Below are 25,708 nucleotides of genomic sequence, written 5' to 3'. Positions count from 1 at the left end.
CGTGAAGTACGCCCTTCGCAAACTCGGCCTGTTCGTGCTCACCCTGTGGGCCGCGATCACGCTGAACTTCCTCCTGCCCCGGCTGATGCCGGGCTCCCCGACCGACGCCGCCATCGCGAAGCTGTCGCAGAACGGCCCGGTCACCCAGGCCACCCGCGACGCGATCGAGGCGCAGCTCGGCGTGCCGGGCGGCAACCTCTGGGACCAGTACGTGAGCTACCTGCACCAGGTGGTCACGTTCGACTTCGGCGTCTCGTACACGTTCTATCCGCAGAGCGTCGGCGAGCTGATCGGCCAGGCGTTCCCGTACACGATCATGCTGGTCGGCATCGTCACCATCGTGGCGTTCGTGCTGGGCACGCTGACCGGCGTGCTCGCCGCCTGGCGCCGCAACACCTGGCTCGACTCCCTGCCCACCCTGACCGGCACCTTCGCCAGCACGTTCCCGTACTTCTGGACCGCGCTGCTCCTGCTGTTCTTCCTGGGTTACGTGCTCCACTGGTTCCCGACCTCGGGCGCCTACGGCCCGACGGCCACGCCGATGTTCAGCTGGGACTTCATCGTTGACGCGGCGTACCACGCGGTGCTCCCGGCGGTGACGATCCTCATCACCTCGGTCGGCGGCTGGATCCTCGGGATGCGCAACGCGATGATCAACACCCTCGGCGACGACTACGTGACGTTCGCGCAGGCGAACGGCCTCAAGGGCCGCACCGTCGCGATGAAGTACGCGGCGCGCAACGCGATCCTGCCGAACCTCACCGGGTTCGGGCTCGCGCTCGGCGGCGTGGTCGGCGGCTCCATCCTCGTGGAGCAGGTGTTCGGCTATCCCGGCATCGGCTTCCTGCTCTTCAACGCGGTGATCGGGCAGGACTACCCGCTGATGCAGGCGCTCTTCCTGCTCATCACGGTGAGCGTTCTCGTCGCCAACTTCCTCGTCGACATCCTGTACGGCGTACTCGACCCAAGGACCCGCCGATGACCACAACGCAGAGTTTCAAGTCCATCAGCACCGAAGAGGTGGCGCGCCCGCCGCACCGGCTGGCCTTCATCGGCCGGGCGTTCGCGACCCTCTGGGCCAACTGGAAGTCGCGCCTCGGCCTGATCATCCTCGGCCTGTTCGTGCTCGTCGCGATCTTCGCCCCGTGGCTCGCGCCGTACGGCGCCACCCAGGACGGCTTCCCGCGCAACACGGACGCCAGCTGGGCGCACTGGTTCGGCACCACCGCCGCCGGCGAGGACGTGCTCAGCCAGCTCATCTACGGCACCCGGATCAGCGTCACCGTCGGTTTCATCGCCGGAGCGCTGTCCACCCTGGTCGCCGTGCTGATCGGCCTCAGCTGGGGCTACATCCGCGGGTTCGGCGCCGAGGTGGTCAACTTCATCGTCAACCTGTTCCTGGTCATCCCGGGCCTCCCGCTGATGATCGTGATCGCCGCCTACCTGCAGAACGGCGGCCTGGCGATGATCATCGCGGTCATCGTGATCACGGGATGGGCGTGGGGCGCGCGCGTGCTGCGCAGCCAGACGCAGTCCCTCCGGTCGCGCGACTTCGTGACCGCCGCACGGTTCTCGGGCGACAGCTCGTTCCGCGTGGTGTTCCACGAGATCCTGCCGAACATGACCTCGCTCATCGCGGGCTCGTTCTTCGGCGCCGCGACCGCCGCGATCCTCGCCGAGGCGGGCCTGGAGTTCCTCGGGCTCGGCGACTCGTCGATCGTCAGCTGGGGCACCATCCTCTACTGGGCGCAGAACTCGAACGCCCTGCTGACCGGCCAGTGGATCCTCCTGTTCGCCCCGGGTCTGTGCATCGCCCTGCTGGCGATGAGCCTGACCCTGATCAACTTCGGCGTGGATGCGATCAGCAACCCGCGCCTGCGGGAGGGGTCGGCCAAGGCCACCCGGACCGCGCCTTCAGCCCGCACCGAGGAAGGAAGCGAGCGATGACCGCACTGCTGGAGGTCCGCGACCTCTCCGTCGTCTACGAGTCGGCCGGGCAGGTCCCGGTGCAGGCGGTCGACCACGTGTCGTTCGACATCGGCGCCGGCGAGTTCGTCGGCCTGGTCGGCGAGTCCGGGTCGGGCAAGTCGACGCTCGGCTTCGCGCTCAGCCGGCTGCAGAAGCCGCCGGCGCGCACCAACGGCGGCAGCATCCGCTTCGACGGGCACGACATCCGCGAGCTCGACGACGAGTCTCTGCGCCGCCAGCGCCAGGGCGGCTTCGCCATGGTGCTGCAGTCCGGCATGAACGCGCTGAACCCGGTGCGCACCATCCGCAAGCACTTCGCCGACATCTTCCGCGCCCACGGGCACGTCGAGCGCAGCCGCTGGGACGACCGGATGCGCGAGCTCGTCGGCAAGGTCGGCCTCCCGGAGCAGGTGCTCGCGCGCTTCCCCGGCGAGCTGTCCGGCGGCATGCGCCAGCGCGTCTCGATCGCGCTCGCGCTGTCGCTCGAACCGCGCCTGATGGTGTTCGACGAGCCGACCACGGCGCTCGACGTGCTGGTGCAGCACGCGATCATGGACACCATCACCGAGCTGCAGGCGTCGGAGGGCTTCACGGCCGTGCTCATCAGCCACGACCTCGGCGTCGTGCTGGAGGCCACGCAGCGCGTGCTCGTCATGCACGACGGGCGCATCGTGGAGGACGCCACCAGCCGCGACATCCTGGAGCGCCCGCAGCACGAGTACACCCAGATGCTGCTGAGCCACTACGCCGACCCGCGCGGCGAGGTCGTCGAGCTGCCGGGTCTGCCGGCGGACCGCTCGGCCCGCACCTCGGACGTGCAGCAGCGGGAGGGCCGCGCAGCCAGCTCCGCGATCACGGTCGAGGGCGTCAGCAAGGTCTACCCGGCCCCGCGCCGCGGCGAGAGCCCGGTGACGGCCGTCGACGACGTGACCTTCACGCTCGAGCCGGGCCAGTCGCTCGCCCTCGTGGGCGCGTCCGGATCGGGCAAGTCGACGATCGCGAAGCTCCTCACGGGAGTGGAGGCGCCGACCTCGGGCACCGTCCGCTTCGGCGACACCGACGTGGCGTCGCTCGGGCGACGCGGCATCCACCAGCTCCACAAGAACGCGCAGATGGTCTTCCAGGACCCGTACGCGGCGCTCAACCCGCTGCACACCGTGGAGTACGCGCTCACCCGGCCGGTGGTCAACTACACCGGTCTCCGCGGCAAGGACGCCCGTCGCCGGGTGCTCGAGCTACTGGAGACGGTGGGCCTGACGCCCGTGGAGCAGTTCGCGCAGAAGCTGCCGCACCAGCTCTCGGGCGGGCAGCGGCAGCGCGTCGTGATCGCCCGCGCGCTCGCCAGCGATCCGCAGGTGCTGATCGCGGACGAACCGGTCTCGATGCTCGACGTGACGCTGCGCGCCGGCGTGCTCGCGCTGCTCGAGGAGCTGCGCGAGCGCTGGGGCGTCTCGCTGCTCTACATCACGCACGACCTGCTCTCGGCCCGGCTCGTCACCGACGACATCATGGTGCTGAACAGCGGCCGCGTGGTCGAGCGCGGGCGGACCGCCGACGTGCTGCGCCATCCCACCGACCCGTACACGATCGCGCTGCTCGATGCCGTGCCCAACCCGGCGAAGACCCGGGAGGCGCTCGCGTGACCTTCGCTCCGCTGCCGCCGTTCGGTGCGCTGCCCGTGCCGCCGGGGGTCGACGTCGTCGGCCTCCCGGCGCGGGTCGGGACGCTGACGGCGTTCCACGCGGCGCCGGCCGGCGACAGCCGGGGCACGGTGCTGATCGTCCCCGGCTTCACCGGGTCGAAGGAGGACTTCCGCGTATTCCTCCCGCTGCTCGCCGCGCGCGGCTGGGACGCGTGGGCGTACAGCCAGCGCGGCCAGGCCGACTCCGCCGCTCCCGCGGGGGTCGAGGCGTACACGCTCGACGCATTCGCCGCGGACGCGGTGGAGGTCGCCGGGCTCGTGGGCGGGGGCTCGCCGGTGCACCTCGTCGGCCACAGCTTCGGCGGGGTCGTCGCGCGGGCGGCGGTCGTCGCCTCCCCCGCGTCGTTCGCCTCGCTGACGATGCTGTGCTCCGGCCCGCACGGCTGGCCCGGACGCCACCAGGAGACGACCGACACGGTCGCCGAGGCCGGCTCGATCGGGCTCTGGTACCGGGACAACCCGCACACCCGCGGCCTCGCCGACGACGCGCTGGAGCCCGAGCTGGCGTTCCTGCGGCTGCGGGCGGTGCACACGTCGAGCGACAACCTCCTCGCCGGCGCCGAGATCCTCCGCTCCGAGGAGGACACGACCGGCGAGCTGCGCGCGACCGGCGTCCCGGTGCTCGTGACGCACGGCGAGCACGACGACAAGTGGCCGATCGCCTCCCAGCGCGACATGGCCGAGCGCCTCGGCGCGCGGTACGCCGTGATTCCGGGCGGCGCGCACTCGCCGCAGCTCGAGGCGCCGGAGGCGACCCTCGACGCCCTCGACGGGTTCCTCGCCGCGCCCGGCCCCTGACCTCCCGAACCTCCCCATCCATCCGCACGACAAGGAGAACTGTGCTCACCTTCCCCGACGGCTTCCTCTGGGGCGCCTCCACCGCCGCCCACCAGATCGAGGGCAATAACATCAACAGCAACTGGTGGGTGCACGAGCACACCCCCGGCACCAGCATCGTCGAGCCCTCCGGGGACGCGATGGACAGCTACCACCGGTACCGCGAGGACATGAAGCTGCTCGCCGACGCCGGTCTCGACAGCTACCGGTTCAGCGTCGAGTGGGCGCGCATCGAGCCCGAGCGCGGCTTCGTGTCGCGCGCCGAGATCGACCACTACCGCCGCATGGTGGAGGCCTGCCACGAGTTCGGCCTGAAGCCGGTCGTGACGCTCATGCATTTCACCGTGCCGCGCTGGTTCGAGCGCGACGGGTTCTGGCGCGCGCCCGACGCCGCCGACCTGTTCGCTCGCTACACCGAGCTCGCCCTTCCCATCGTCTCCGACGGTGTCGAGTACGTCTGCACGATCAACGAGCCGAACATCGCCGCCATGCTCGCGGGCGGCGAGGACGCCTCGAACCTGGTCGCCTACGGCCTCCCCAACCCGGACCTCGGCGTCGCGGACGCGCTGCTCGACTCCCACCGCCGCTCGCGCGAGGTGCTGTCGCAGGTGGGCGGCCTCAAGACGGGCTGGACCATCGCCACGCAGGCGTTCCGCGCCACCGGCGAGCCCGGTTCGGAGGAGAAGCTGCGCGAGTACGGGTACCCGCGCGACGACTGGTACCTCGAGAACTCCGCCGGCGACGACTTCGTCGGCGTGCAGGCGTACACCCGCACCTTCATCGGTCCGGAGGGTCCGCTGCCGGTCTCGGAGGACGTCGAGACGACGCTCACCGGCTGGGAGTTCTACCCGCCGGCGGCGGCCGAGGGTGCCCGCAGCGCCTGGGAGCTCTCCGGCGGCGTGCCGGTGATGATCACCGAGAACGGCATCGCCACGGCCGACGACGAGCGCCGGATCGCGTACACCGACGGCGCGCTGCGCGAGCTGCACGCGGCCATCCAGGACGGCGTGCGGATCGAGGGCTACCTGCACTGGAGCGCACTCGACAACTACGAGTGGGCCAGCGGCTTCCGGCCGACGTTCGGCCTGATCGCGGTCGACCGCGAGACCTTCGTGCGCACCCCGAAGCCCAGCCTCGGCTGGCTCGGCGGCGTGGCCCGCGCGAACGGGCTCTGAGCACCACGCACCCACCACCGACCACGGCGAATGCGCCGGATCATCGCGATCCGGCGCATTCGCCGTTCTCCTGCCCGACTACCCGTCGGCCCGCTCTGCGGCGCGGCGCCGGCGCAGTTCGACGGCGAGCGCGAGGGACCCGAGAGCCAGCAGTGTGAGCCCGGCGGTCGCGGGGATGGCGATCCGCGCGCCCGTCGCTGCCAACCGGTTCGTGGCCGCCGGACGGATCAGGCCGCCGTCGCGTGCACCAGGGGCAGGCGGGGTCGGCTCGAGAACCGTCGGAGCGGCCGGGACCTCCAGCACGCCCGGGTCCGGCTCGCTGTGCGGATCGAGCGGGGACGGAGGTTCCGGAGTCTCACCGTCCGGCTGCTCGGGCTCCGGAACGACCGGCACCTCGGTCTCGAGCTCCGGCTCCGTCGGGACCTCCGGCTCGGGTTCCGGCGCGGCCGGGACCTCCGGCTCGGCCGGCACCTCCGGCTCGACCGGCACCTCCGGCTCCGCCACCGGGTCGGCGGTGTTCACCATCACCACGCGCACGCTCTGCCCGCCCGCGATCACGAACTCGGCGCCCGGCCCGTGCGCGACGCCGTCCACGAGGACCTGCACGTCACCCCAGACCAGTCCCGGGATCGACGGCAGGTCGACCTCGCCGACGACCACGCGGGTCCCGGCGCGGAACCACGGCGACACCACCTCCGAGCCGTCGGACGTCACGTTCAGGACCCCGTCCTCGTACCCGCTTGCGGAGTAGCGCGCGTGGAACTCCGTACCCGGCTCGACGAGCGCGGCCGCCGCACCCGTCACCGACTTGGCGACCGAGAAGCGTCCGACCGCGTCACCGTCGGCCGTGCCTCCACCCGAGCCGGACAGGACGATCCTGCTCGACGTGACCAGCGCGCCGACACTGGCGCTGTTGCAGAAGGTGTCCCCCGCCCGCACCTCACCGCTGGGCCGGGTGATGTAGTTGACGCGGATGGCGCAGGCGCCGTCCACGCCCGCCTTCTGGGCGAGCGCCCGGTCCACCTCCACCGTCATCGTCCCGCCGTCGGGCGAGACCGTCCACCGTGCGAGCGACCGATCGCCCACGACGCGCGGATACCGGTCGGGATCCGCGTCGCAGCTCTGCTCCAGGTACGGAGCCCACTGCGGCCCGGGGTAAGCGGCCGGGTCGAGGAACCGGTGCGGAGAGCCCTCGCCGATGCGATCGACGATCGTCAGCGGAGACGTCCCGTCGTCCGGCCACTCAGCGGAGGGCACGGCGACCTTCCACCAGAATCCCTCCCCGTTGGCCAGATAGTTCTCTCCCCACTTCTGGAACCGCTCGATCGGCGGCGTCGGCTCGGGCGGCGTCGACGGCTCGGTGCCGGTGTCGCGCGGCACGATCCCGCCGCCGCCGGGAAGAGGAATGGACCGCGTCCGCCCACCGTCGATGACGACCTCGACCGAGGTCGAATCCGTGGCCCTGCTCGCGCGGACGCCCGCCCACAGGGTGCCCCGCACGTTGCTTCTGCCCTCGACCGAGGAGTTCAGCGTGCACGCGAGCAGCGGTGGCGCGCCGGTGACCGTGCAGTCGCCCATCGACTCCCCCGACGCCGTCTCCAACGCGAAGGGCGTGACGGTGACGGTCGAGAAGACGTCGGGGAGCTGGAGGGTGAACCGGTGCCCCGCCACGGTGCCGTCCGGCACCGACCACGCCGCGGTGACGCGGACCGAATCGCCCACGGTCAGCGGCTGCCCGGCAGTTCCGGCCGGGTCGCGGGTGATCTCGATGGAGGCCGGGTCGATGCCGCCCGTCTCGGCGGCTGAGACCGGCGAGACGACCACCGCCCCCGCCACGCCGACGACCCCTCCGACCAGGGCAGCGATCAGAGAAAGAGATAGGGGAACCTTCATCAGAGACCTCATCCTTCATCCCGGTGCGGCAGCCCGAGCGGCGCCGCATCGCACGCCTCCAGCCGACCAGACCGCCGTGCGGTCACCGAGGCGGCTCGCGAGAGGTGCAGTGCCGGTGGAGGGGTTTCTCCGAGGTGGACGAGAGGACTCGCCGGGGAACCCCGAGCGGCTCCGTAGCGCTGCCGGGGACTACCGAGGGGGCTCACAGATCGTGGTGCGTATCCACTCGGCGACCGAACCCCGGTTCACCTCACCGGTGCGGGTGAGGCGCACGAGGTCGAGCGCGTGGTCGGTGAGCCGACCGTCGGCGGAGTCCGCCGGGTCCCGCAGCACGTGGAGGGCGAACCAGCGGGTGGGACGGGCGCCGATGCGCGCCGCCACGGCCGCGATGCCGGCGAAGTGCCGCGCCTGGCCGTCGGTGCCATCGTCGACGTGTGACTGGAAGCCGCGTCCGCGCAGCCGGTTGCGGCCACCGCGTGCGGCATCCAGGAACCAGAAGGGGCCGCGGCCGACCCCTCCGACCTCCGCCCCGAGATCGATGAAGAACCTGCGGGAGCTGGTCGACCCGGCAGCGAGGCGGGCGGCGGTGCTGACGAGGTCGGCGCAGGCGTTCATGCCTTCAGCGTAGGCGCGGTCCGCGCCGGGATTCGGAGCGGACCGTCAGGGTGACCGGACGAGGCGCAGGCCGCTGCCGACGCCACCGTCCTCACCGGTCACGAGGAACGCCTGGTCGTCGTTCAGCAGTCGCAGCGGATGCGTCGCGCCGTACTCCGCGACGACGCGCTCGATCACGGCGGCGGGATACGACAGCCCGTCGGCATGCGGCACCACGACCACGTCGACCAGGCCGAGGCCGGCACGGTCGGCCAGCGCGCGCGCCTCCGCCGGATCGTCCATCGGGGTGATCGGCTCGATGGTGGGTCCGGCGACGACCGACCCCGCGCTCAGGCCGATGTAGGGCAGGCCGGCGCGCACGCGGTCGACGATCGCGCGGTCGGCGCCGGTCGAGCGCAGCGCGTGCAGGAGGGCGAAGGTGTTGCCGCCGGCGACGTAGAGCGCATCCACGCGGTCGAGGACGCGCTCGGTCTCGTCCAGCGGCGTCCCGCCGACACGGACGACCTCCACGTCGTGGCCGAGTGCGACGATCCGCTCCTGCTCGGCGTTCACGAAGGGCGCATCGGGATACGGCAGGGCCGCATCCGGAACGTAGCCGACCCGGAGGGCGCCCGGCCTCCCGGTCGCCTCCTCCAGGAACGCGGGGACCGCACCGACACCGGACGAAAGCAGGAGGAGACGCACCCGTCGATGCTACCGACGTGACCGCGGTCTCCCGGGACGTCTGCGGGCGCTCGCCGCGCAGCAGACGTCCCGGGAGACCGCGGTCGTGTCGGAGGGTCCCCGGTAGACTAGAAGCCTGATCGGCCACGCGGCCGATGCGGTCGCCGGGCATCGCCCCGCCGGTCCGAGGCTCGAAACCTCCGGCATCCCTCACAAGACTCCGGAGGTCCCTCCATGTCCCGCGCCGTCCGCCAGCCGCACAAGTGGCTCGCCCTCGCCGTCCTCTCCCTCACCCAGCTCGTCGTCGTGCTCGACGGCACCATCGTCACCATCGCGCTGCCGCAGGCGCAGCTCGCCCTCGGTCTCAGCGACACCGAGCGGCAGTGGGTGGTCACCGCCTACGCGTTGGCATTCGGCGCCCTCCTCCTGCTCGGCGGCCGCGTGGCCGACTACTGGGGACGCAAGCGCACCTACCTGGTCGGCATGATCGGGTTCGGCATCGCCTCGGCCATCGGCGGCCTCGCCCAGAACGGCATCGAGCTGATCGGGGCCCGCGCCCTCCAGGGCGTCTTCGCCGCGTTGCTCGCCCCCGCCGCCCTCGCCCTGCTCACGGTGACGTTCCCGAGCGGGCGGGAGCGCAACACCGCCTTCGCCGTGTTCGGCACGATCGCCGGAGCCGGCGCGGCGGTCGGTCTGCTCCTCGGCGGCGCACTCACCGAGTTCGCCGACTGGCGCTGGTGCCTGCTCGTGAACCTCTTCTTCGTGGCGGTCGGCCTGGTCGGTGGAGTGTTCGTGCTGGGCGAGAGCCGCGCCGAGGGCCGCAACCGCTACGACTGGTGGGGCGTCGTCACCGTCACGCTCGGGCTCGGCTCGCTGGTGTACGGGTTCAGCCTCGCCGAGAACGGCTGGGGCCGCGTCGACACCATCGGCTTCCTCGTCGCGGGCGTGCTGCTTCTCGTCGCCTTCGTTCTGATCGAGCGCCGGGTCGCCCAGCCGCTCCTCCCGCTGCGGGTCGTGCTCGACCGCGTGCGCGGCGGCGCGTTCCTCATCCAGGCCGTCGCCGGCAGCGTGATGATCGGCGCGACGCTCTACCTGACGCTGCACCTGCAGCTCGTGCTCGGGATGCCGCCGCTCGAGGCCGGCCTGGCGAGCCTCCCGCTCACCCTGGCGATCATGGCGACCGCTCCGGTGGCGACCCGCCTGCTCGGCCGCGTCGGCGCGCGCCCGCTGATGATCGCCGGTCCGCTGATCGTCGCGGTCGGCCTCCTGTACCTGAGCAGGCTCACGGCCGACGGCTCGTACTTCGTGCAGGTGCTCCCCGCCCTCGTGATCATGGGCGTCGGCATGGCCTGCGTGTTCGTGCCGCTGCAGAACCTCGCACTCAGCGGGGTCGAGCCGCACGACGCGGGCGCGGCCTCCGCCACCGCGAACTCCGCCATGCAGATCGGCGGCTCGGTCGGCCTCTCGGTCTTCACCGCGCTCTACGCCGCTGCCCTCCCGACAGGCGGCGGCAAGCCGGTCGACCTCACGGACGGCTACTCGGTCGTGTTCGTCGCCGCCGCGGTCGGGATGGTGCTCGCTGCCGGCATCGCGGTCGGCCTCATCCGCGGGCCGAAGAGCCGGCCGGCTCCCGCGACAGCGCACGCCGACGCGCCGATGGGTGCGCACTGACCCGGTGACGCGACGTGGCGGATGCAGCACGACCTGCATCCGCCACGGGTCACGCGTCCGTGACGGCCGGGCTCAGGCCTGCGCGCGCGGGAGGGTCTCCCCGCGGAAGAAGGCCGGGAGCCGGCGGCGCATCACGAGCATCACCACGACGCCGGACAGCAGGATGACCATCCCCAGGATGAACACCAGCCCGACGCCGGCGACGTTCGAGCCGCTGCCGTAGGACGGGTCCATGCTGTCGACCAGCGTGGTGACGAACAGCACGCTCAGGATGCCGCCGCCGATGAGCGGGCACACGAACGTGAAGAAGGCGTTGCGCACCGAGGTGAACCACTTCGCACGGAAGAACCACACGCAGGCGAACGCGGTGATGCCGTAGTAGAAGCAGATCATCATCCCGAGCGTGGTGATGGTGTCCCACAGCACGTCCTCGCTGATGAAGCGCATGACGGCGTAGAACACGCTCGCGACCACGGCCGAGACGACGGTGGAGTAGCCGGGGGTCATGAACCGCGGGCTCACCCGGGCGAACCGCGCCGGAAGGGCGCCGTAGTGCCCCATGGCGAGCAGGGTGCGCGCGGGCGAGACAGCCGTCGACTGCAGAGACGCCGCCGAGCTGGAGAGCACGGCGATCGACATCAGGATGGCGAGCGGGCCGAGCACGGGGCCGGCGAGCGCGAAGAAGACGTTCTCCTGGATGTCGGGGTTGCCGAGGCCGATGCCGCCCTCGCCCGTGCCGGCGAACGAGATCGCCGCCATGGACACGAACAGGTACGCGACCACGATGATCACGACGGTGAGCGTCGCGGCGCGGCCGGGCGTCGACCGGGAGCCCTTGGTCTCCTCGGACATCGTGAGGGTCACATCCCAGCCCCAGAAGATGAAGATCGAGAGCGAGAGCCCGGCGGCGAAGGCCGAGAACGAGGGGACGCCGAAGGGGTTGAACCAGTCGAGGCTCGGCGGGGTCGCGTCGAAGGCGGTGCCGTTCGCCACGTGGACGAACGCGACGACCCCGAACAGCACGAGCACCAGCAGCTGGAAGCCGACCAGCACGTACTGCACCTTCTGCGTCGTCTGCATGTCGCGGTACGAGATGAGGGTGGCGACGGCCATGAACGCCAGACAGGTCGCGACGTTGATGAACGGGTTGTCGGAGAGATGGGCGATCGCCGGGTTGTGGAACACCTGCGACAGCAGGAGGTAGAGGAAGTCGACCGCGATGCCCGCCAGGTTCGAGAGCACCACCACCGTCGCGGCGATGAGGCCCCAGCCGCCCATCCAGCCGAGATACGGGCCGAAGGCGCGCGTCGCCCAGGTGAACGACGTGCCGGAATCGGGCATCGCGTTGTTGAGCTCGCGGTAGCCGAACGCGACCAGCAGCATCGGGAGGAAGCCGACCAGGAAGATCGCGGGGAGGTGGACGCCCACTTCCGAGACGGTCGGGCCGAGTGCGCCGGTCAGCGTGTAGGCGGGCGCGATGCAGGAGATGCCGATGACGACGGCGCCGATCAGGCCGACCGACCCGGCGCTCAGACCCTTGGCGGTGCGGGTCGAGCTGGTCTCGGTGGATTCCGCGGCGCTGCGGGTGCTCATTCGGTGGTGCTCCTAGTGGCCCGCGCGGGGCACGACGATCATCGGGACGGGGAGTTCGCGCAGCATCGTGGCCGCGGTGGTGCCCAGGAACAGGCGGCTCTGCTGGGCGAGACGGCTGGAGCCGACGACGACGACCTCGCCGGGCAGCCAGTCGAGGGAGGCGACGGCGTGCGAGATGCTGTCGCCGGGGGCGACGGAGGCGGTGGCCTCGACGCCGTCGGGGAGCGCCGCGCGCGCCTCCTGGAGCACGGCGGCGGCGTGGTGCTCGCTCACGCGCGCCTTGGCCGCATCCACCCCGGGGAGGTCGAGGGCGAGCAGCGAGACGAGGCGGAGCGGCACGGTGCCGGCGGCGGAGAGCCGAGCGCTCGTGGCGAGCACGGCGTCGGCGCCCTCGCGCGTGCCGACCATGCCGGTCACGCGGCCGAGCGGGGCGGCGGTCTCGCGCGAGCCCTGCGGCGCCAGCATCACGGGGATGGGCGACGCGTGCAGCAGGGAGCCCGCCACCGAGCCGACCGTGAATCGACCGAGCAGGCCGTCCCGCGCTGCACCCACGACGATGAGCGCGGCACGGCCTGCCTCGGCGGCTGTGAGGAGCCCGCCGGCGAGGGAGTCGCCGTAGACGACCCTCTCGCGCGACGGCACCTGGTCCGGGATGCGGGAGCGGGCGTCGGCGAGCCAGCCCTCCGCGGTTTCGCGCAGGAGCGCGTCGTAGCCGGGATCGTTCGGGACGATCGACGGCCGCGAGTTCATCGGGAGCACCACCACGACATCCAGCCGCGCACCGATCGAGCCGGCGAACGCCGCCGCCGCGGCGAGGGCGTCCTCGCCGGACGGCGTCGCCGTGTAGCCGACGAGGATGCGCGGTGGAGTCGTGGTGGTCATGTCAGCTCGCCGGGATGAGCGTGTACTTCGTGCTCAGGTACTCGTGGATGCCCTCGAGCCCGCCCTCGCGGCCGAGGCCCGACTGCTTCACGCCACCGAACGGCGCGGCGGCGTTGGAGACGAGGCCGGTGTTGAGCCCCATCATGCCGGTGTCGACGCTGTCGATCAGGCGCTGGCCGCGGGCGAGGTCCTGCGTGAAGACGTAGCCGACGAGCCCGTACTCGGTCTCGTTGGCGCGCGCCACGGCCTCCTCCTCGGTGGAGAAGGTCGAGATCGCCAGGATCGGTCCGAAGATCTCCTCGCGGAGGATCTCGCTGCCGGGCTGGATGTCGGTGATGACGGTCGGCTCGAAAAAGAAGCCGTCGCTCTCGGGGGCCGCGCCGCCGGTGAGCACGCGGGCGCCGCGCGAGACGGCGTCGTCGACCAGGGCCGCCATCGAGGCGACCGCGCGGTCGTCGATCAGCGGACCGAGGGTGACGCCCTCGTCGGTGCCGCGGCCGACGCGCAGCGCGTTCACGCGCTCGGTGACGCGGGCCGCGAACTCCTCCGCGATCGACTCGTGCACGATGAACCGGTTGGCCGCGGTGCAGGCCTGTCCCATGTTGCGGAACTTCGCGAGCATCGCGCCCTCGACCGCCTTGCCGAGGTCGGCGTCCTCGAAGACGACGAACGGGGCGTTGCCGCCGAGCTCCATCGAGGTGCGGAGCACGTTCTGGCCCGCCTGCCCGAGCAGCGCGCGGCCGACCGGCGTGGAGCCGGTGAACGAGAGCTTGCGCAGCCGCGGGTCGGCGATGATCGGGGCCGAGACGGCACCGGAGGTCGACGTCGGGATGACGTTGACGACACCGGCGGGCACGCCCGCGTCGGCGAGCAGCTGGGCGAAGAACAGCGTGGTGAGCGGGGTCAGCTCGGCCGGCTTGATGACGACCGTGCAGCCGGCGGCCAGGGCGGGCGCGATCTTTCGGGTCGCCATCGCGAGCGGGAAGTTCCACGGCGTGATGAAGAAGCACGGGCCGACGGGGCGCTGGGACACGACCATGGTGCCGGTGCCCTCGGGGTTCGAGCCGTAGCGGCCGGCGATGCGCACGGCCTCCTCGGAGAACCAGCGGAGGAACTCGCCGCCGTAGGTGACCTCGCCGTTGGCTTCGGCGAGCGGCTTGCCCATCTCGAGGGTCATCAGCAGCGCGAAGTCGTCGCGGCGCTCCTGCAGCAGGTCGAACGCACGGCGGAGGATCTCGGCGCGGGTGCGGGGCGGGGTCGCCGCCCACGCCTCCGCCGCCTCGGCGGCCGCGTCCAGAGCACGGATGCCGTCCTCCGGGCGCGCGTTGGCGATGCGCTTGATCACGCGGCCTGTGGCCGGGTCCTGGACCTGAATCGGGTCCTGGGCCCCGGCCTCCCAGCGGCCCGCGATGAACAGGCCGTCGGGAACGCGGGCGAGCAGCTCGCTCTCGGTCGCGGTCAGGTCGGTGGCGGTGTCGACGGCGCTCATGCGTTGGCCACCGCCTCCGCGACGACGTCCAGACCCTCGATGAGGAGGTGGTCCGGGATGCTGAGCGGCGGCAGGAAGCGGATCACGTTGCCGTAGGTGCCGCAGGTGAGCAGCACGACGCCGGCCGCGTGGGCGGCGGCGGCGACCTTCGAGGTCAGCGCGGCGTCCGGCTCCCCGGTCTCGGCGTCGACGAGCTCGATGGCGACCATCGCACCGCGGCCGCGCACCTCGGCGACGCGCGGGTCGGCGTCGCGCAGGGCGCCGAGCTTCTCGAAGAGGATGTCGCCGATCTGGCGGGCGCGCTCGACGAGGCCGTCCTGCTCGTAGGTCTCGATCGCGGCGAGGGCGGCGACGCAGGCGAGCGGGTTGCCGCCGTAGGTGCCGCCGAGGCCGCCGACGTGCGGCGCGTCCATGATCTCGGCGCGGCCGGTGACGGCCGAGAGGGGCAGGCCGCCGGCGATGCCCTTGGCGGTGACGATGAGGTCGGGCACGAGGCCGAACTGCTCGGAGGCGAACATGGTGCCGGTGCGGGCGAAGCCGGTCTGCACCTCGTCGGCGATGAAGACGACGCCGTTGGCGCTCGCCCAGGCCTGCAGGGCCGGGAGGAAGCCGTCGGCGGGGACGATGAAGCCGCCCTCGCCCTGGATCGGCTCGATGATGATCGCGGCGAGGTTGCTCGCGCCGATCTGCTTCTCGATCATCGTGATGGCGCGCTTCGCGGCCTCGGCGCCGGAGAGGCCGCCGTCGCGCAGCGGGTAGCTGAGCGGTGCGCGGTAGATCTCGGGGGCGAACGGGCCGAAGCCGTTCTTGTACGGCTGGTTCTTCGCCGTCAGGCCCATCGTGAGGTTCGTACGGCCGTGGTAGGCGTGGTCGAACGCGACGACGGCCTGCTTGCCGGTGTAGTGGCGCGCGATCTTGACCGCGTTCTCCACCGCCTCCGCGCCGGAGTTGAAGAGGGCGCTGCGCTTCTCGTGGTCGCCGGGGGTGAGGCGGTTGAGCGCCTCGGCGACGTCGACGTAGGAGTCGTACGGGGCGACCGTGAAGCAGGTGTGCGTGAACGCGGCGACCTGCGCGGTGACGGCCTCGACGACGCGCGGGGCCGAGTTGCCGACACCGGTGACGGCGATGCCGGAGCCGAGGTCGATGAGGGAGTTGCCGTCGACGTCGACGATGACCCCTCCGCCCGCGGCGACGGTGTAGACGGGGATGGTGGCACCGACACCGGCGGCGACGGCGCGCGACTTGCGCTCGGAGCGCTTGCGCGACTCAGGGCCGGGGATCGGGGTGACGAGCCGGCGCTCCTGCGGGAGCGTAGGTCCGCCGACGGGTGTGCTGATGGCGGGGTCGGTGATGGTCATGGCGGCATCGTAAGGAGCCTGGCGCGCCGCTGTCCTGGACACCCCGTACAATTCGTTGAGTCGGATTCGACACCCTGTCAGATCGGAAGGCACCGATGCCCGCCACCCTCGCACAGCTCCTCGCCCGCCCCGAGCTGGACCTCACGCTGCTCACCGCGCCCGGCGTCGGCGATCCCGAGACGCTCGTGCCGTGGGCGCACAGCTCCGAGCTGCCCGACCCGACGCCCTTCCTCTCCCCGGGCCAGGTGCTCCTCATCACGAAGGCGCCCGACGAGATCGACGACTACGTCGCCCGGCTGGCCGAGCACGGGGTGGCGGCCCTCGGCTTCGGCACGGAGGTCGTGCGAGCTGGGACGCCGGATGCCCTACTCGAGGCGTGCACGCGGCACGGCCTCCCGCTGTTCGAGGTGCCCTACCGCACCCCGTTCATCGCGATCGCGCGGTTCATCGCCGACCGCGTCGCCGCCGACGCGTACGCCCGCAGCACCTGGGCGCTCCGCGCCTCCCGCGCCATCTCGCTCGCGGCGCTGCGGCCCGACCCGCTCGCCGCGGTGCTCACCGAGCTCGCCCGGCAGATCGAGCGTCCCGTCGCGCTGATCGGGGCGGACGGCGCGCTCGACCGCGTCTCCCCCTCCGGTGCGGTCTCCGCGGCGTCGCGGGAAGCGCTGGTCGCGGCCGCGGACCCGCTGCTGCGCAGTCGACGTCGCGCGGCCGGCTCGGTCGTCACCGAGGCCGGCGCATTCGCGCTGCAGACGCTCGGGGCCGCCGGACGCCTGCGCGGGGTGCTCGCGATCGGCTCCGAGGGACTCGACCCGGCCGCGCAGCAGGTGGTCACCGGGGTCGTGGCGCTGGCCGGCCTCGCGCTCGAGCAGAGCCGGGCCACCGACGCCGCCCGCGCGCGCCTCCGCACCTCCGTCTGGCGGGCGCTGATCGCGGGCGAACGAGCGCTGGCGGAGTCGGTCGCCGAGCCGGTGCTGGGCCCGCTGCCGGAGGCGCCGGTGCGCGTGACCGTACTGGCCGGGACCGCCCTGACGGCGGCCGCGGACTGGCTGGAGTCGCACTCCGACGGGTTCTTCGCCCGCGATGGGCAGGAGCTTGTGCTGGTGGAGTCGGACGCGGGGGATCCCTCCGCGACCGCGACCGGGCCGGCGGCCGCCTCCCGGTTCGACCTCCGCGGCGGAACCTCGGCACCGAGTGCGCTCGCCGACCTCCCGACCGCCCTGGCCCAAGCCGAGGTGGCGCGGCAGCGGGCGACCCCGAAGGCTCCGGTCCCGTCGTTCGACGATGTCGCCGCGGCCGGGATGCTCGCCCTGCTGCAGACGCCAGACGCGCGCGCCGTCGCGCAGACCGCACTCGCGCCGCTGACCACGGCCGACCCCGCCCTGACCGACCTGCTGCGCACCTGGCTCGACAGCGACGGGGTCTACGACATCGCCGCCCGCCGCCTCGGCATCCACCGCCACACCCTGCGCGCCCGCGTCGCCGAGGCGGAGCGGCTGCTCGGTCGCGATCTCAGCGGCTTCGCCGCCCGCGCCGACCTCTACGCGGCGCTGCGCGCGACCGCCTGAGCGCGCCTCCCGCGCCCGCCTATCCAGGGCCGCCGAGGTTCACGACGTGGCGCTCATTCCACCCGAAATAGGCGCCACTTCGTGAACTTCGGGGTCGGGGTCGGGGTCAGGCCTCGCGCGTGATCGAGACCGAGACGAACAGTTCGGAGCCGCCGCCGCCCGCGAAGACGCCGCGCAGGGGCGTGACGTCCGTGTAGTCGCGGCCGTGGCCGACGCGCACGTGGCGGTCGCCGATGTCGATGCCGTTCGTGGGGTCGTAGCCGTGCCAGGAGCCGCAGAACCACTCGACCCACGCGTGCGACTCCCCGGTCACGGTCTCGCCGATCGCGGCGTCCGCCTTCGGGTGCAGGTAGCCGGAGACGTAGCGGGCCGGGATGCCCGCCGAGCGCAGCGCCCCGATGGCGACGTGGGCGATGTCCTGGCACACCCCGCTGCGCGATTCCCACGCCTCCGCGGCCGTGGTGCGCACGCCGGTGACGCCGCTGACGTACTCCATCCCGTCGCCGACCGCCGCGACGATCGCGCGCGCGGTGGAGCACGGGTCGTCGGCGCCGTCGGACGCTGCCGTCGCCGCCGCCTCCGCCGCCAGCTCGGCGAGCGACGCGGGCGGCGCCGTCAGCTCCGTCTGCCGCAGCTGCTGCACGCACTCTCCCGAGCGCTGCACGGCCTCCTGCAACTCGTCCCAGCCGAGGCCGGCGACGGGATGCGGAGCCTCCAGCACCTCCACCAGGCTGCTCGCCGTGATGGTCAGCTCGCGGTGCGGGTCGAGCACATCGAAGGCGAGCACGCGCGTGCCCCAGTAGTCCGTGTACTGGTGGTGCGACGAGACCGGCTGCACGTCGAGGGAGGCGTGCAGCACCAGCTGGCGCTCCCCCGAGAGCGGCAGCATGCGCGCCTCGTTGTACGACGCGGTGACCTCGCCGTCGTAGCGGTAGCCCGTGGAGTGGGTGACCCGGAGCCGCTTCATACCCTCTCCCCGATCCAGCTCGGCGCCGCGTGCTCCGGGAAGTAGCGCTGCGTGACGGCCGCCGTGGCCGCACTCGTCGCATCCTGGATCGCGGACATGTAGGCGGGCAGGTCGTCGATCACGTCGGCGACCGGCCGGAACTCCAGCTCGCTCTGCACCTGGCCGAGCAGCCGCACGGCCCGGTCGGACACCCCGGCGCGCTCGGTGCGCGGTTCGATGTCGCGCAGGCTGTCGACCGCGCCCGCGATCGAGTAGAGGATCGAGCGCGGGAACAGCCGGTCGTGCAGGAGGAACTCCGCGGCGTTGCGCGCGGAGGGCACGCCCCGGTAGGTCCGCAGGTAGGCCTCGTACGCGCCGCAGGAACGGAGGATGGTCGTCCAGCTCGGCCCGCTGGCCTCGGTGAGCGAACGCGTCGCGAGCAGCCGCGCGGTCATGTCGGCGCGCTCCAGGCTGCGGCCCAGCGTGAAGAAGTGCCACGCCTCGTCCCGGCTGGCCCCGGACTCCATGATCCCCACGGCCAGCGCCGTGCGGTCGCGGACCCACGTGAAGAACTCATGCACCTTGTCGCTCGTGACCCGGCGCGGCATCCGCGCGGCGGTCGTGTTGAGGCACTCCCAGAGCTCGGTCGAGACGATCTCGCGGGCGCGCCGGGCGTTCTCGCGGGCGGCGCCGAGCGAGTAGACGATGGAGGCGGGAGCGCCGCGGTCGACGGCGAGGATGCGCAGCACGTCCTCGCGGACCAGGGCCCCGTCGGGCGCGTCGCTCCCCATCACGCCGAGCAGGGAGCGGCAGGCGGTGTCCTCGTCGATCCACGGATCCTCGAGGAGCAGCTGGAGGTGCACGTCCAGGATGCGCGCCGTGCCGTCGCTGCGCTCGATGTAGCGGCCGATCCAGAAGAGCGAGGATGCGATGCGGCTCAGCATGCGGGCCCCTCCTCCCGGTCGGCACGCGCCTGCTGCTGCTGTTGTTGCTGCTGCTGGTCGGCGCGGGGAGCGTCCTCTTCCGAGTGGTCGGGCGCGTGCGGTGCAGGCAGCAGCGGGAGGGCCGCCGCCTGGTCCTCGACGAGGCCGGCCACCGCCCGGAGCTCGCGGCCGCCCTCCGCCTCGACGGCGCTGCCCGCGGTGCCGACCACCCAGGTGTCCTTCGACCCGCCGCCCTGACTGCTGTTGACGACGAGCTGCCCTTCGGCGAGCGCCACCCGGGTGAGGCCGCCGGGGAGCACCCAGACGTCGCGCCCGTCGTTGACCGCGAACGGGCGCAGGTCGACGTGGCGGGGCCGCATCCCGTCCTCGACCAGCGTCGGGATGGTCGACAGCTGTACCACGGGCTGCGCGATCCAGCCGCGCGGGTCGGCGATCAGCCGGGCGCGCAGGTCGGCGAGCTCGCGGCGGGAGGCGTCCGGCCCGATGACAAGGCCCTTGCCGCCGGAGCCGTCGACCGGTTTGATCACCAGCTCGTCCAGCCGGTCGAGCACCTCGGCGAGCGCGTCCGGCTCCTCCAGCCGCCAGGTGTCGACGTTCGGGAGGATCGGCTCCTCGGCCAGGTAATAGCGGATCAGCTCGGGCACGTACGTGTAGACCAGCTTGTCGTCGGCGACCCCGTTGCCGACCGCGTTCGCGATGGTCACGTTGCCGAGCCGGGCGGCGAGCATGAGGCCGGGAGTGCCGAGCACCGAGTCCACGCGGAACTGCAGCGGGTCTATGAAGTCGTCGTCGATGCGCCGGTAGATCACGTCGACGCGCTGCGGTCCGCTGGTGGTCCGCATCCACACCTTGCCCGCGGAGCAGAACAGGTCGCGCCCCTCCACCAGCTCGACGCCCATCAGGCGGGCCAGGAGGGTGTGCTCGAAGTAGGCCGAGTTGTAGACGCCGGGGGTCAGCACGACGACGTTCGGGTTCTCCATCCCGCCCGGCGCGCTCGCCTTGAGCGCCTGCAGCAGCCGGTACGGGTAGTCGCCGACCGGCCGCACCCGCATGGAGGTGAACAGCTCCGGCAGGGTCTGCGCCATGACGCGGCGGTTGGAGATGACGTAGCTGACCCCGCTCGGCACGCGCACGTTGTCCTCGAGCACCCGCCAGTCGCCGAGCTCGTCGCGGATGAGGTCGATGCCGGAGACCTGGATGCGCACCCCGTTCGCGCTCTCGACGCCCGCGGCCGCGCGGTGGAAATGCGCCGAGGACGTGATCAGCCCGGCCGGGATGACACCGTCGCGCACCGCGTTCTGGGCACCGTACACGTCGCTCAGGAACGCCTCCAGCGCGCGCACCCGCTGGCCAACACCCGCCTCGATGTGCGCCCACTCCGGCTGCTCGATCACGCGCGGCACGGCGTCGAGCGGGAAGGGGCGCTCCTCCCCCGCGAAGTCGAACGTCACTCCCTGCGCCAGGTACGAGCTGGCCAGGGCGTCGGTGCGGCCGCGCAGCTCGTCCTGGGTCAACGCCGCGAGCGCGGCGAACAGCTCCCGGTAGGCGGGACGCGTCTCGGACGTGTGGGCGCGACGCGCATCCCCGAACATCTCGTCGAACGGTGTCGCCCGGCCGCGCCGGCGCCGCGCCGTCTGCGCCCCGTACCCGCCGAACAGATCTCCCATGGGCCGACGCTAGCGCCGCGTCGTTACCCCCACGTTTCCGCACGTTTCGGGCACGTTGCGCTGCGGGAGGCGGGATGTGGAGGCCGCCGGTTTTGTGCCCGATCGGGTGCGAACGCCACAATGGGCGGATGACCACTCCGATCTCCGGCACCCACTTCGGCCTGAGCGCCGGCGATTACCACGCCACCATCGCCTCCGTCGGCGCGTCGCTGCGCACCCTCGAGCACAAGGGGCGCGCGCTCGTCGTGCCGTTCGATGCGGACGAGGTGCGCCCGGCGTTCCGCGGCGCCACGCTCGCCCCGTGGCCGAACCGGGTGGTCGACGGCCGGTACACCTTCGAGGGTGTCGAGCAGCAGCTCCCCCTCACCGAGCCGAACCGCGGCCACGCCTTGCACGGCCTCGCCGCGTGGCTCGACTTCGCCCCCGTGGACCGCTCCAGCGACAGCGTGACCTTCGCCGCCACCATCGAGGCGCAGGCCGGCTACCCGCACCGCGTGGAGGTCTCGGTCACCTTCAGCCTCGGCGAAGGCGGCCTCCGCACCGTCGTCACCGCCACCAACACCGGTCCGACGGCCGCGCCGTGGGGCACCGGCCCGCACCCGTACCTCGTCGCCGGCGAGGGTCGCGTGGACGACTGGACGCTCTCCCTCCCCGCCGACACGGTGCTGACGGTCGACGAGGAGCGCCTCATCCCCTCCGGCCTCGCGAGCGTGGAGGCCGAGGGCGACGGCAACTTCGACTTCCGCACCCCGCGCCCCATCGGCGACACCTTCATCGACCACGCCTTCACCGGCCTGACCCGGGATGCGGACGGCATCGCGACGGTCGCCCTCCGCACCGCCGACGGCTCCGGGGTCGAGATGGTCTGGGACGACGCGTGCCCGTGGGTCCAGATCCACACCGCCGACCAGCCCGACCCCGCCCTGAACCGCCTGGGCCTCGCCGTTGAGCCGATGACCTGCCCGCCGGACGCGTTCAACTCGCGCACCGACCTCATCGTGCTGCAGCCCGGCGAGTCGTCGAGCGCGTCGTGGACGATCCGGGCGCTGGGGTAGGACCGCTCCCGGCGGCCCGCCCGGAACGAGTCACGCCCCGCCGAGGTTGCCCAGGATGAGCCCGAGGGTGAAGTCGAAGCGCTCGTGCTCGGTGCCCGCGGTGAGCTCGGTCGCGTAGCGACGGATGTTCGGGAAGCGGTCCTCGGGGAGCGCCGTGAAGCGGGCGATCAGGTCGCTGCGGTCGTCGGCGTCGAGACGGCGGTCCACGGTGCCGGATCCCGTGCCGGCGACCGCGAGGTCCATGGCGTAGGCGCCGACGTACAGGAACAGGGCGTCGATGGTCCACGTCGCCGTCTGCGGGGCGATGCCGCCGGCGACCAGGATGGCGAGCATCCCCTCGTTGACGCGCAGCACATCGAGGTCGGTGACATCCATCGCCAGGGCGGCGCGCGAGATGCCGGGATAGGCGAGGTACTGGTCGCGGAGCTGCGCGCAGACGTCGGCGATCTGCTCGCGCCAGGCCGACGGCTCGGGCTCCGGGAGGTCGATCCGGCTGCAGAGGCGCCCGATGACGAGCTCGTCGAGATCGGCCTTGTTGACGACGTGCGCGTACAGCGAGGCCGGGCCGGTCTCGAGACGCGAGGCGACACTGCGCATGGTCAGCGCCTCATAGCCCCGCGCCGCGACGATCTCGAGCGCGGCATCGGTGATGCGCTCCACCGTGATCGGCGCCTTGCGGGCGGCGTTCGGGGTGTCGCTGGTCGCGTGCCGGGCCGCACGACGCTGCTGAGGGGAGGCCATTCCCCCATCCTAGCTTGACTCGAACGGTGTTCGGAGAGTAGAACAGTGTTTGTGAACAACGAACAGCGTTCGACTCCTACCCTCCACGGCTCGTGGATGGCCCTCGCCGGGCTCTCCGCCGTCTTCCTCTTCGAGATGCTCGACAACTCCATCCTGAACGTCGCGCTCCCCACCATCGGCCGCGAGCTGCACTCCTCGACGACCGCCCTCCAGTGGGTGACCGGCGCGTACTCCGTGGTCTTCGGCGGCCTGATGCTGCTGTTCGGCGCGATCGCGGACCGGTTCGGCCGCCGCCGGGTGATGCTCATCGGCCTGGCGCTGCTCGCCCTCGCGAGCCTGGCGACCGCCTTCGTCACGACGGCCGAGCAGCTGATCGCGGTCCGCGCCGTGATGGGCATCGCCGCCGCGATGACCACGCCCGGATCGATGGCGCTCGCCTTCCGGCTGTTCGACGAGGAGAGCCTGCGCGTCCGCGCGATCACCCTCATCTCGACGGTCGGGCTGGTCGGGCTCGCCATCGGCCCCACGGTCGGCGGCCTCGTGCTGGCCGTCGCGCCCTGGCAGGTGCTGCTGCTGGTCAACGTGCCGATCGCGTTGCTCGCGCTCGTCGGCATCCGGGCCGGCATCGCCGCGGACGACCCGGCCGAACTGCACCGCGATCCGCTCGACATCCCCGGCGCACTGCTGGCCACCGCGACGATCGTCTTCGCCCTGGTCGCGCCGACGATGTTCGTCGACGACGGCGCGGGATCGTGGATGCCGTGGGCCATGACGGCGGCGGCGATCCTCGCGGCCGCCGGATTCGTTCTCCGGGAGCGCTCGGCGCGGCATCCCCTCCTCGATCTCGGCCTCCTCGCTCGCCCGCTCGTCTCCAGCGGTCTCGCGTTCAAGGCGGGCGCGGGTCTCGCCACGGCGGGCCTGAGCTACCTGGTGACCCTCCAGCTCCAGCTCGCGTGGGGATGGCCGCCAGCGCTGGCCGCGCTCGGGATGCTGCCGCAGGTCGTCGTGCTCCTGGCGCTCGGCCCGTTCGTGAACCCGTTCGTGCAGCGCGTCGGCATCCGGCGCGCGGCGTGGCTGAGCGCCGCAGCCGTCGTCGCCGGCCTCGCCGTCTATGCGGTCTTCAACAGCCTCGGCTACGTCTTCGTCGCGATCGCCCTCGCGCTCGTCGCCGCGGGGCTCCGCGTGGTCGGCGTCGTCGCGGCGGTCACCGTCCTGAGCGGCCTGCCGAAGAACCGCACCACGATCGGCGCGGCACTCGCCGACACCACGACCGAGGTCGCCAACGGCGTCGGCATCGCGGTCGCCGGCACGATCCTGGCGGCCGTGTTCACCGGGAGCATCGCTGCCTCCGGCTGGACTGCCCAGCAGGCTGCGGAGTTCCAGGGAGCCGCCACCCTCGGCGGGCTGGTCCTGACCGCGGTCGCCGCCGCGTTCGTCGTGTTCGGGATCATCCGCTCGCGTCGTGCGGGCGACGCCGAGGACGACTCCACGGAGGGCGCCGCGGCTGACACCGGGACCGCGGCTCAAGCCGCCGCAGACTCCGCAGCGTAGCCCGCGCCACTACTCCCCGACGGCACCCAGCTCACCGAGAGCCCGGGTGTCGATCGGCGTGCGGGTGTCGACGGCCTTCATGAGCAGGAGCGTCGCCTCCGCCGCGAGACGCGCGCCCTGTGGACCGTTCGCACCGGTGAGCCCCGGCACCGGCCCGATCAGCCGCCCCGCGTCGATCATGCCGAGGTGGGCGACGCCGTCGAGCGTGATCCGGGCGCCGTTGCGGTCCGCGAGGAGGCTGCTCAGGGCCCGGTCGTAATCCGGGTTCGCTGGCATGTCCCCCGCCACGACGGCGAGCAGCGGCTGGGCGAGCCGGGTGTCCGCGGGCGAGCGCGGCATCCCGTCGATGTCGACGACGCCCGTGATGCGAGGGTCCAGCCGGGCGGCTTCGATCGCCGCCGCGCCGCCCGCGGAGTGCCCGGCGGCGATGATCCTCGTCCGGTCGGCGACCGCCAGCTCAGGGGCGTCGGAGGCCGGCCGCTCGAGCGTGTCGATCACGGCACGGATGTCGGCGGCCCGGATGCCCGCCCACTGGTCGGCGAGGGCCTGGTCGGCCGCGTCGTCGCCCGTGGTCCGCAGGTCGTCGTAGGCGATGGAACCGTCGGCGAGCTCGGTCGCCGCGGCGTCGTACGGATGGTCGAGCGCGATCACGACGATGCCGTTGCTCGCGAGCTCCTCCGCCCAGGAGGTGAAGAACCAGCGGGTGCTGTTGAACCCCGGCGACGCGATGACGACGGGGAAGGAGCCGTCCGCGGGCGACGCCTTCTCGGTCGCCGTGCTCCGCGCGCGGTTCAGGCTGTCGAACAGGAGGGCGGGCATCCCGTACTGCTCCGCCAGGGCGCCGGTGAGCGCGGCCGCGGACGCAGCGTTCGGGAGGTACGCCGAGCCCGGGCCTGGCCGCGCGGCCGGGTACCAGACGGTCACCGGGAGGGAGCGCACCTGACCGGGGGTGCTCCCTCCGTGCGCATCCCGGGTGGGATCCGTCCACACGTGGGTGGCGACGCCCACGGCGTGCGGTCCGCTCGGGGTCGGCACCGACATCGGCGGGAGCGCCCACGCGGCGCCGGCGATCCCGACCACGCCGAGCGCCACGAGGGTCGCGCCGGCGACCGCGAGCCGGGGCGTCCTCCCGGACCGCGCCCACAGTACGACGACCGCCACCACGACGGCCGCCACGGCCTCGGCGATCAGCTGCAGCCGCGCACCCTCCAACACGAACGCGATCACGAGCAGCAGTACGGTCGCCGATCCGACGATCAGGACGGGGACGGCGCGGCGCCGGCGGGTGGCGACGCCCACGATCAGGGCGGCGAGCAGCAGGGCGGCGACGGAGATGTCGATCCAGGGCACGGGTGGGCTCCTCCAGTACGGGGTGATGGGCCCACCGTAG

21 protein-coding genes are annotated in these 25,708 nt (G+C 72.5%); 9 read left to right on the top strand and 12 right to left on the bottom strand.

Translation table 11 applies throughout. The features are described 5' to 3' along the window. The first annotated feature begins 1 nt into the window (after position 1). The 5 genes from FHX33_RS15125 to FHX33_RS15105 are packed head-to-tail and all read left to right on the top strand — an operon-like array spanning position 2 to position 5,682. The gene (locus FHX33_RS15125) at positions 2-982 is read left to right on the top strand and encodes an ABC transporter permease (RefSeq protein WP_021758242.1); all 981 of its coding nucleotides are present in this window, start codon (positions 2-4) and stop codon (positions 980-982) included. After that, a complete protein-coding gene (locus FHX33_RS15120; RefSeq protein ID WP_021758241.1) occupies positions 979-1,947 on the top strand; it encodes an ABC transporter permease in 969 nt (322 codons plus the stop codon). The genes FHX33_RS15125 and FHX33_RS15120 overlap by 4 nt, the downstream gene beginning before the upstream one ends. Continuing rightward, a complete protein-coding gene (locus FHX33_RS15115; protein WP_021758240.1) occupies positions 1,944-3,611 on the top strand; it encodes an ABC transporter ATP-binding protein in 1,668 nt (555 codons plus the stop codon). Before FHX33_RS15120 ends, FHX33_RS15115 begins: the two co-directional genes overlap by 4 nt. Further along, entirely contained in the window at positions 3,608-4,468 is an 861-nt protein-coding gene (locus tag FHX33_RS15110; RefSeq protein ID WP_183428681.1) for an alpha/beta fold hydrolase, read from the top strand. Before FHX33_RS15115 ends, FHX33_RS15110 begins: the two co-directional genes overlap by 4 nt. A gap of 41 nt (positions 4,469-4,509) precedes the next feature. Next, positions 4,510-5,682, top strand: coding sequence for a glycoside hydrolase family 1 protein (locus tag FHX33_RS15105; protein ID WP_021763643.1), 1,173 nt, complete (start codon positions 4,510-4,512; stop codon positions 5,680-5,682). 78 nt (positions 5,683-5,760) lie between these two features. Here the strand turns inward: FHX33_RS15105 and FHX33_RS15100 are convergent, their stop codons facing one another. The 3 genes from FHX33_RS15100 to FHX33_RS15090 form a co-directional block, all read right to left on the bottom strand. Beyond that, positions 5,761-7,575 (bottom strand): Ig-like domain-containing protein, encoded by a 1,815-nt coding sequence (locus FHX33_RS15100; RefSeq protein ID WP_039922694.1) that lies wholly within the window; start codon positions 7,573-7,575, stop codon positions 5,761-5,763. A 189-nt stretch (positions 7,576-7,764) separates the two neighbouring features. Beyond that, complete coding sequence (locus FHX33_RS15095; RefSeq protein ID WP_021763645.1) at positions 7,765-8,190, bottom strand: hypothetical protein; 426 nt, start codon at positions 8,188-8,190, stop codon at positions 7,765-7,767. A gap of 45 nt (positions 8,191-8,235) precedes the next feature. After that, complete coding sequence (locus FHX33_RS15090) at positions 8,236-8,874, bottom strand: Type 1 glutamine amidotransferase-like domain-containing protein (RefSeq protein WP_021763646.1); 639 nt, start codon at positions 8,872-8,874, stop codon at positions 8,236-8,238. Between the two features lie 213 nt (positions 8,875-9,087). Between FHX33_RS15090 and FHX33_RS15085 the strand changes: the two genes are divergently transcribed. After that, positions 9,088-10,524, top strand: coding sequence for an MFS transporter (locus FHX33_RS15085; protein ID WP_021763647.1), 1,437 nt, complete (start codon positions 9,088-9,090; stop codon positions 10,522-10,524). Positions 10,525-10,596: 72 nt separating this feature from the next. On the opposite strand, the gene FHX33_RS15080 is transcribed toward FHX33_RS15085, so the two are convergent. From FHX33_RS15080 to gabT, 4 genes are read right to left on the bottom strand one after another with little or no spacing between them, the layout of a single operon-like run. After that, positions 10,597-12,117 (bottom strand): APC family permease, encoded by a 1,521-nt coding sequence (locus FHX33_RS15080; protein WP_021763648.1) that lies wholly within the window; start codon positions 12,115-12,117, stop codon positions 10,597-10,599. Between the two features lie 12 nt (positions 12,118-12,129). Continuing rightward, entirely contained in the window at positions 12,130-12,999 is an 870-nt protein-coding gene (locus tag FHX33_RS15075; RefSeq protein WP_183428680.1) for a universal stress protein, read from the bottom strand. Position 13,000: 1 nt separating this feature from the next. Then, positions 13,001-14,488, bottom strand: coding sequence for an NAD-dependent succinate-semialdehyde dehydrogenase (locus FHX33_RS15070; RefSeq protein WP_183428679.1), 1,488 nt, complete (start codon positions 14,486-14,488; stop codon positions 13,001-13,003). Continuing rightward, complete coding sequence (gene gabT, locus FHX33_RS15065; protein ID WP_021756424.1) at positions 14,485-15,846, bottom strand: 4-aminobutyrate--2-oxoglutarate transaminase; 1,362 nt, start codon at positions 15,844-15,846, stop codon at positions 14,485-14,487. The genes FHX33_RS15070 and gabT overlap by 4 nt, the downstream gene beginning before the upstream one ends. 95 nt (positions 15,847-15,941) lie before the next feature. Here gabT and FHX33_RS15060 point away from each other — a divergent pair, with 95 nt between their 5' ends. After that, the gene (locus FHX33_RS15060; protein ID WP_183428678.1) at positions 15,942-17,414 is read left to right on the top strand and encodes a PucR family transcriptional regulator; all 1,473 of its coding nucleotides are present in this window, start codon (positions 15,942-15,944) and stop codon (positions 17,412-17,414) included. Between the two features lie 106 nt (positions 17,415-17,520). Here FHX33_RS15060 and FHX33_RS15055 read toward each other — a convergent pair whose 3' ends face one another. Genes FHX33_RS15055 through FHX33_RS15045 form a run of 3 tightly spaced genes read right to left on the bottom strand, consistent with a single transcriptional unit; the run spans position 17,521 to position 20,971 of the window. Continuing rightward, on the bottom strand, positions 17,521-18,381 hold the full coding sequence (locus FHX33_RS15055) for a transglutaminase family protein (RefSeq protein ID WP_183428677.1): 861 nt from the start codon (positions 18,379-18,381) through the stop codon (positions 17,521-17,523). Continuing rightward, a complete protein-coding gene (locus FHX33_RS15050) occupies positions 18,378-19,304 on the bottom strand; it encodes an alpha-E domain-containing protein (protein WP_021764031.1) in 927 nt (308 codons plus the stop codon). Before FHX33_RS15050 ends, FHX33_RS15055 begins: the two co-directional genes overlap by 4 nt. Then, complete coding sequence (locus FHX33_RS15045) at positions 19,298-20,971, bottom strand: circularly permuted type 2 ATP-grasp protein (protein WP_183428676.1); 1,674 nt, start codon at positions 20,969-20,971, stop codon at positions 19,298-19,300. Before FHX33_RS15045 ends, FHX33_RS15050 begins: the two co-directional genes overlap by 7 nt. Positions 20,972-21,099: 128 nt before the next feature. On the opposite strand from FHX33_RS15045, the gene FHX33_RS15040 reads away from it, so the two are divergent. Further along, positions 21,100-22,026, top strand: coding sequence for an aldose 1-epimerase family protein (locus FHX33_RS15040; RefSeq protein ID WP_021762513.1), 927 nt, complete (start codon positions 21,100-21,102; stop codon positions 22,024-22,026). Positions 22,027-22,056: 30 nt separating this feature from the next. Here FHX33_RS15040 and FHX33_RS15035 read toward each other — a convergent pair whose 3' ends face one another. Then, the gene (locus tag FHX33_RS15035; protein ID WP_021762514.1) at positions 22,057-22,767 is read right to left on the bottom strand and encodes a TetR/AcrR family transcriptional regulator; all 711 of its coding nucleotides are present in this window, start codon (positions 22,765-22,767) and stop codon (positions 22,057-22,059) included. Between the two features lie 51 nt (positions 22,768-22,818). Between FHX33_RS15035 and FHX33_RS15030 the strand changes: the two genes are divergently transcribed. Further along, positions 22,819-24,318 carry an MFS transporter gene (locus FHX33_RS15030; protein ID WP_338042906.1) on the top strand — a complete coding sequence of 500 codons (1,500 nt, stop codon included), beginning with the start codon at positions 22,819-22,821 and terminating at the stop codon, positions 24,316-24,318. A gap of 9 nt (positions 24,319-24,327) precedes the next feature. Here FHX33_RS15030 and FHX33_RS15025 read toward each other — a convergent pair whose 3' ends face one another. Beyond that, positions 24,328-25,668 carry an alpha/beta hydrolase gene (locus tag FHX33_RS15025; RefSeq protein ID WP_183428675.1) on the bottom strand — a complete coding sequence of 447 codons (1,341 nt, stop codon included), beginning with the start codon at positions 25,666-25,668 and terminating at the stop codon, positions 24,328-24,330. Positions 25,669-25,708: the final 40 nt, after the last annotated feature.

It is taken from the genome of Leifsonia aquatica (assembly GCF_014190775.1).
In the GTDB taxonomy this organism is placed as follows: Bacteria; Actinomycetota; Actinomycetes; order Actinomycetales; family Microbacteriaceae; genus Leifsonia; species Leifsonia aquatica.
The sequence above is the reverse complement of the archived record's forward strand: the minus strand, read 5'-3'. Positions and strand labels throughout refer to the sequence as shown.

Coding starts and splice junctions, on each gene's coding strand:
- FHX33_RS15035 (WP_021762514.1), bottom strand. CDS start 22,767: ATGGCCTCCCCTCAGCAGCGTCGTGCGGCCCGGCACGCGACCAGCGAC.
- FHX33_RS15080 (WP_021763648.1), bottom strand. CDS start 12,117: ATGAGCACCCGCAGCGCCGCGGAATCCACCGAGACCAGCTCGACCCGC.
- FHX33_RS15100 (WP_039922694.1), bottom strand. CDS start 7,575: ATGAAGGTTCCCCTATCTCTTTCTCTGATCGCTGCCCTGGTCGGAGGG.
- FHX33_RS15040 (WP_021762513.1), top strand. CDS start 21,100: ATGACCACTCCGATCTCCGGCACCCACTTCGGCCTGAGCGCCGGCGAT.
- FHX33_RS15115 (WP_021758240.1), top strand. CDS start 1,944: ATGACCGCACTGCTGGAGGTCCGCGACCTCTCCGTCGTCTACGAGTCG.
- FHX33_RS15095 (WP_021763645.1), bottom strand. CDS start 8,190: ATGAACGCCTGCGCCGACCTCGTCAGCACCGCCGCCCGCCTCGCTGCC.
- FHX33_RS15120 (WP_021758241.1), top strand. CDS start 979: ATGACCACAACGCAGAGTTTCAAGTCCATCAGCACCGAAGAGGTGGCG.
- FHX33_RS15085 (WP_021763647.1), top strand. CDS start 9,088: ATGTCCCGCGCCGTCCGCCAGCCGCACAAGTGGCTCGCCCTCGCCGTC.
- FHX33_RS15055 (WP_183428677.1), bottom strand. CDS start 18,381: ATGAAGCGGCTCCGGGTCACCCACTCCACGGGCTACCGCTACGACGGC.
- FHX33_RS15060 (WP_183428678.1), top strand. CDS start 15,942: ATGCCCGCCACCCTCGCACAGCTCCTCGCCCGCCCCGAGCTGGACCTC.
- FHX33_RS15045 (WP_183428676.1), bottom strand. CDS start 20,971: ATGGGAGATCTGTTCGGCGGGTACGGGGCGCAGACGGCGCGGCGCCGG.
- gabT (WP_021756424.1), bottom strand. CDS start 15,846: ATGACCATCACCGACCCCGCCATCAGCACACCCGTCGGCGGACCTACG.
- FHX33_RS15050 (WP_021764031.1), bottom strand. CDS start 19,304: ATGCTGAGCCGCATCGCATCCTCGCTCTTCTGGATCGGCCGCTACATC.
- FHX33_RS15070 (WP_183428679.1), bottom strand. CDS start 14,488: ATGAGCGCCGTCGACACCGCCACCGACCTGACCGCGACCGAGAGCGAG.
- FHX33_RS15075 (WP_183428680.1), bottom strand. CDS start 12,999: ATGACCACCACGACTCCACCGCGCATCCTCGTCGGCTACACGGCGACG.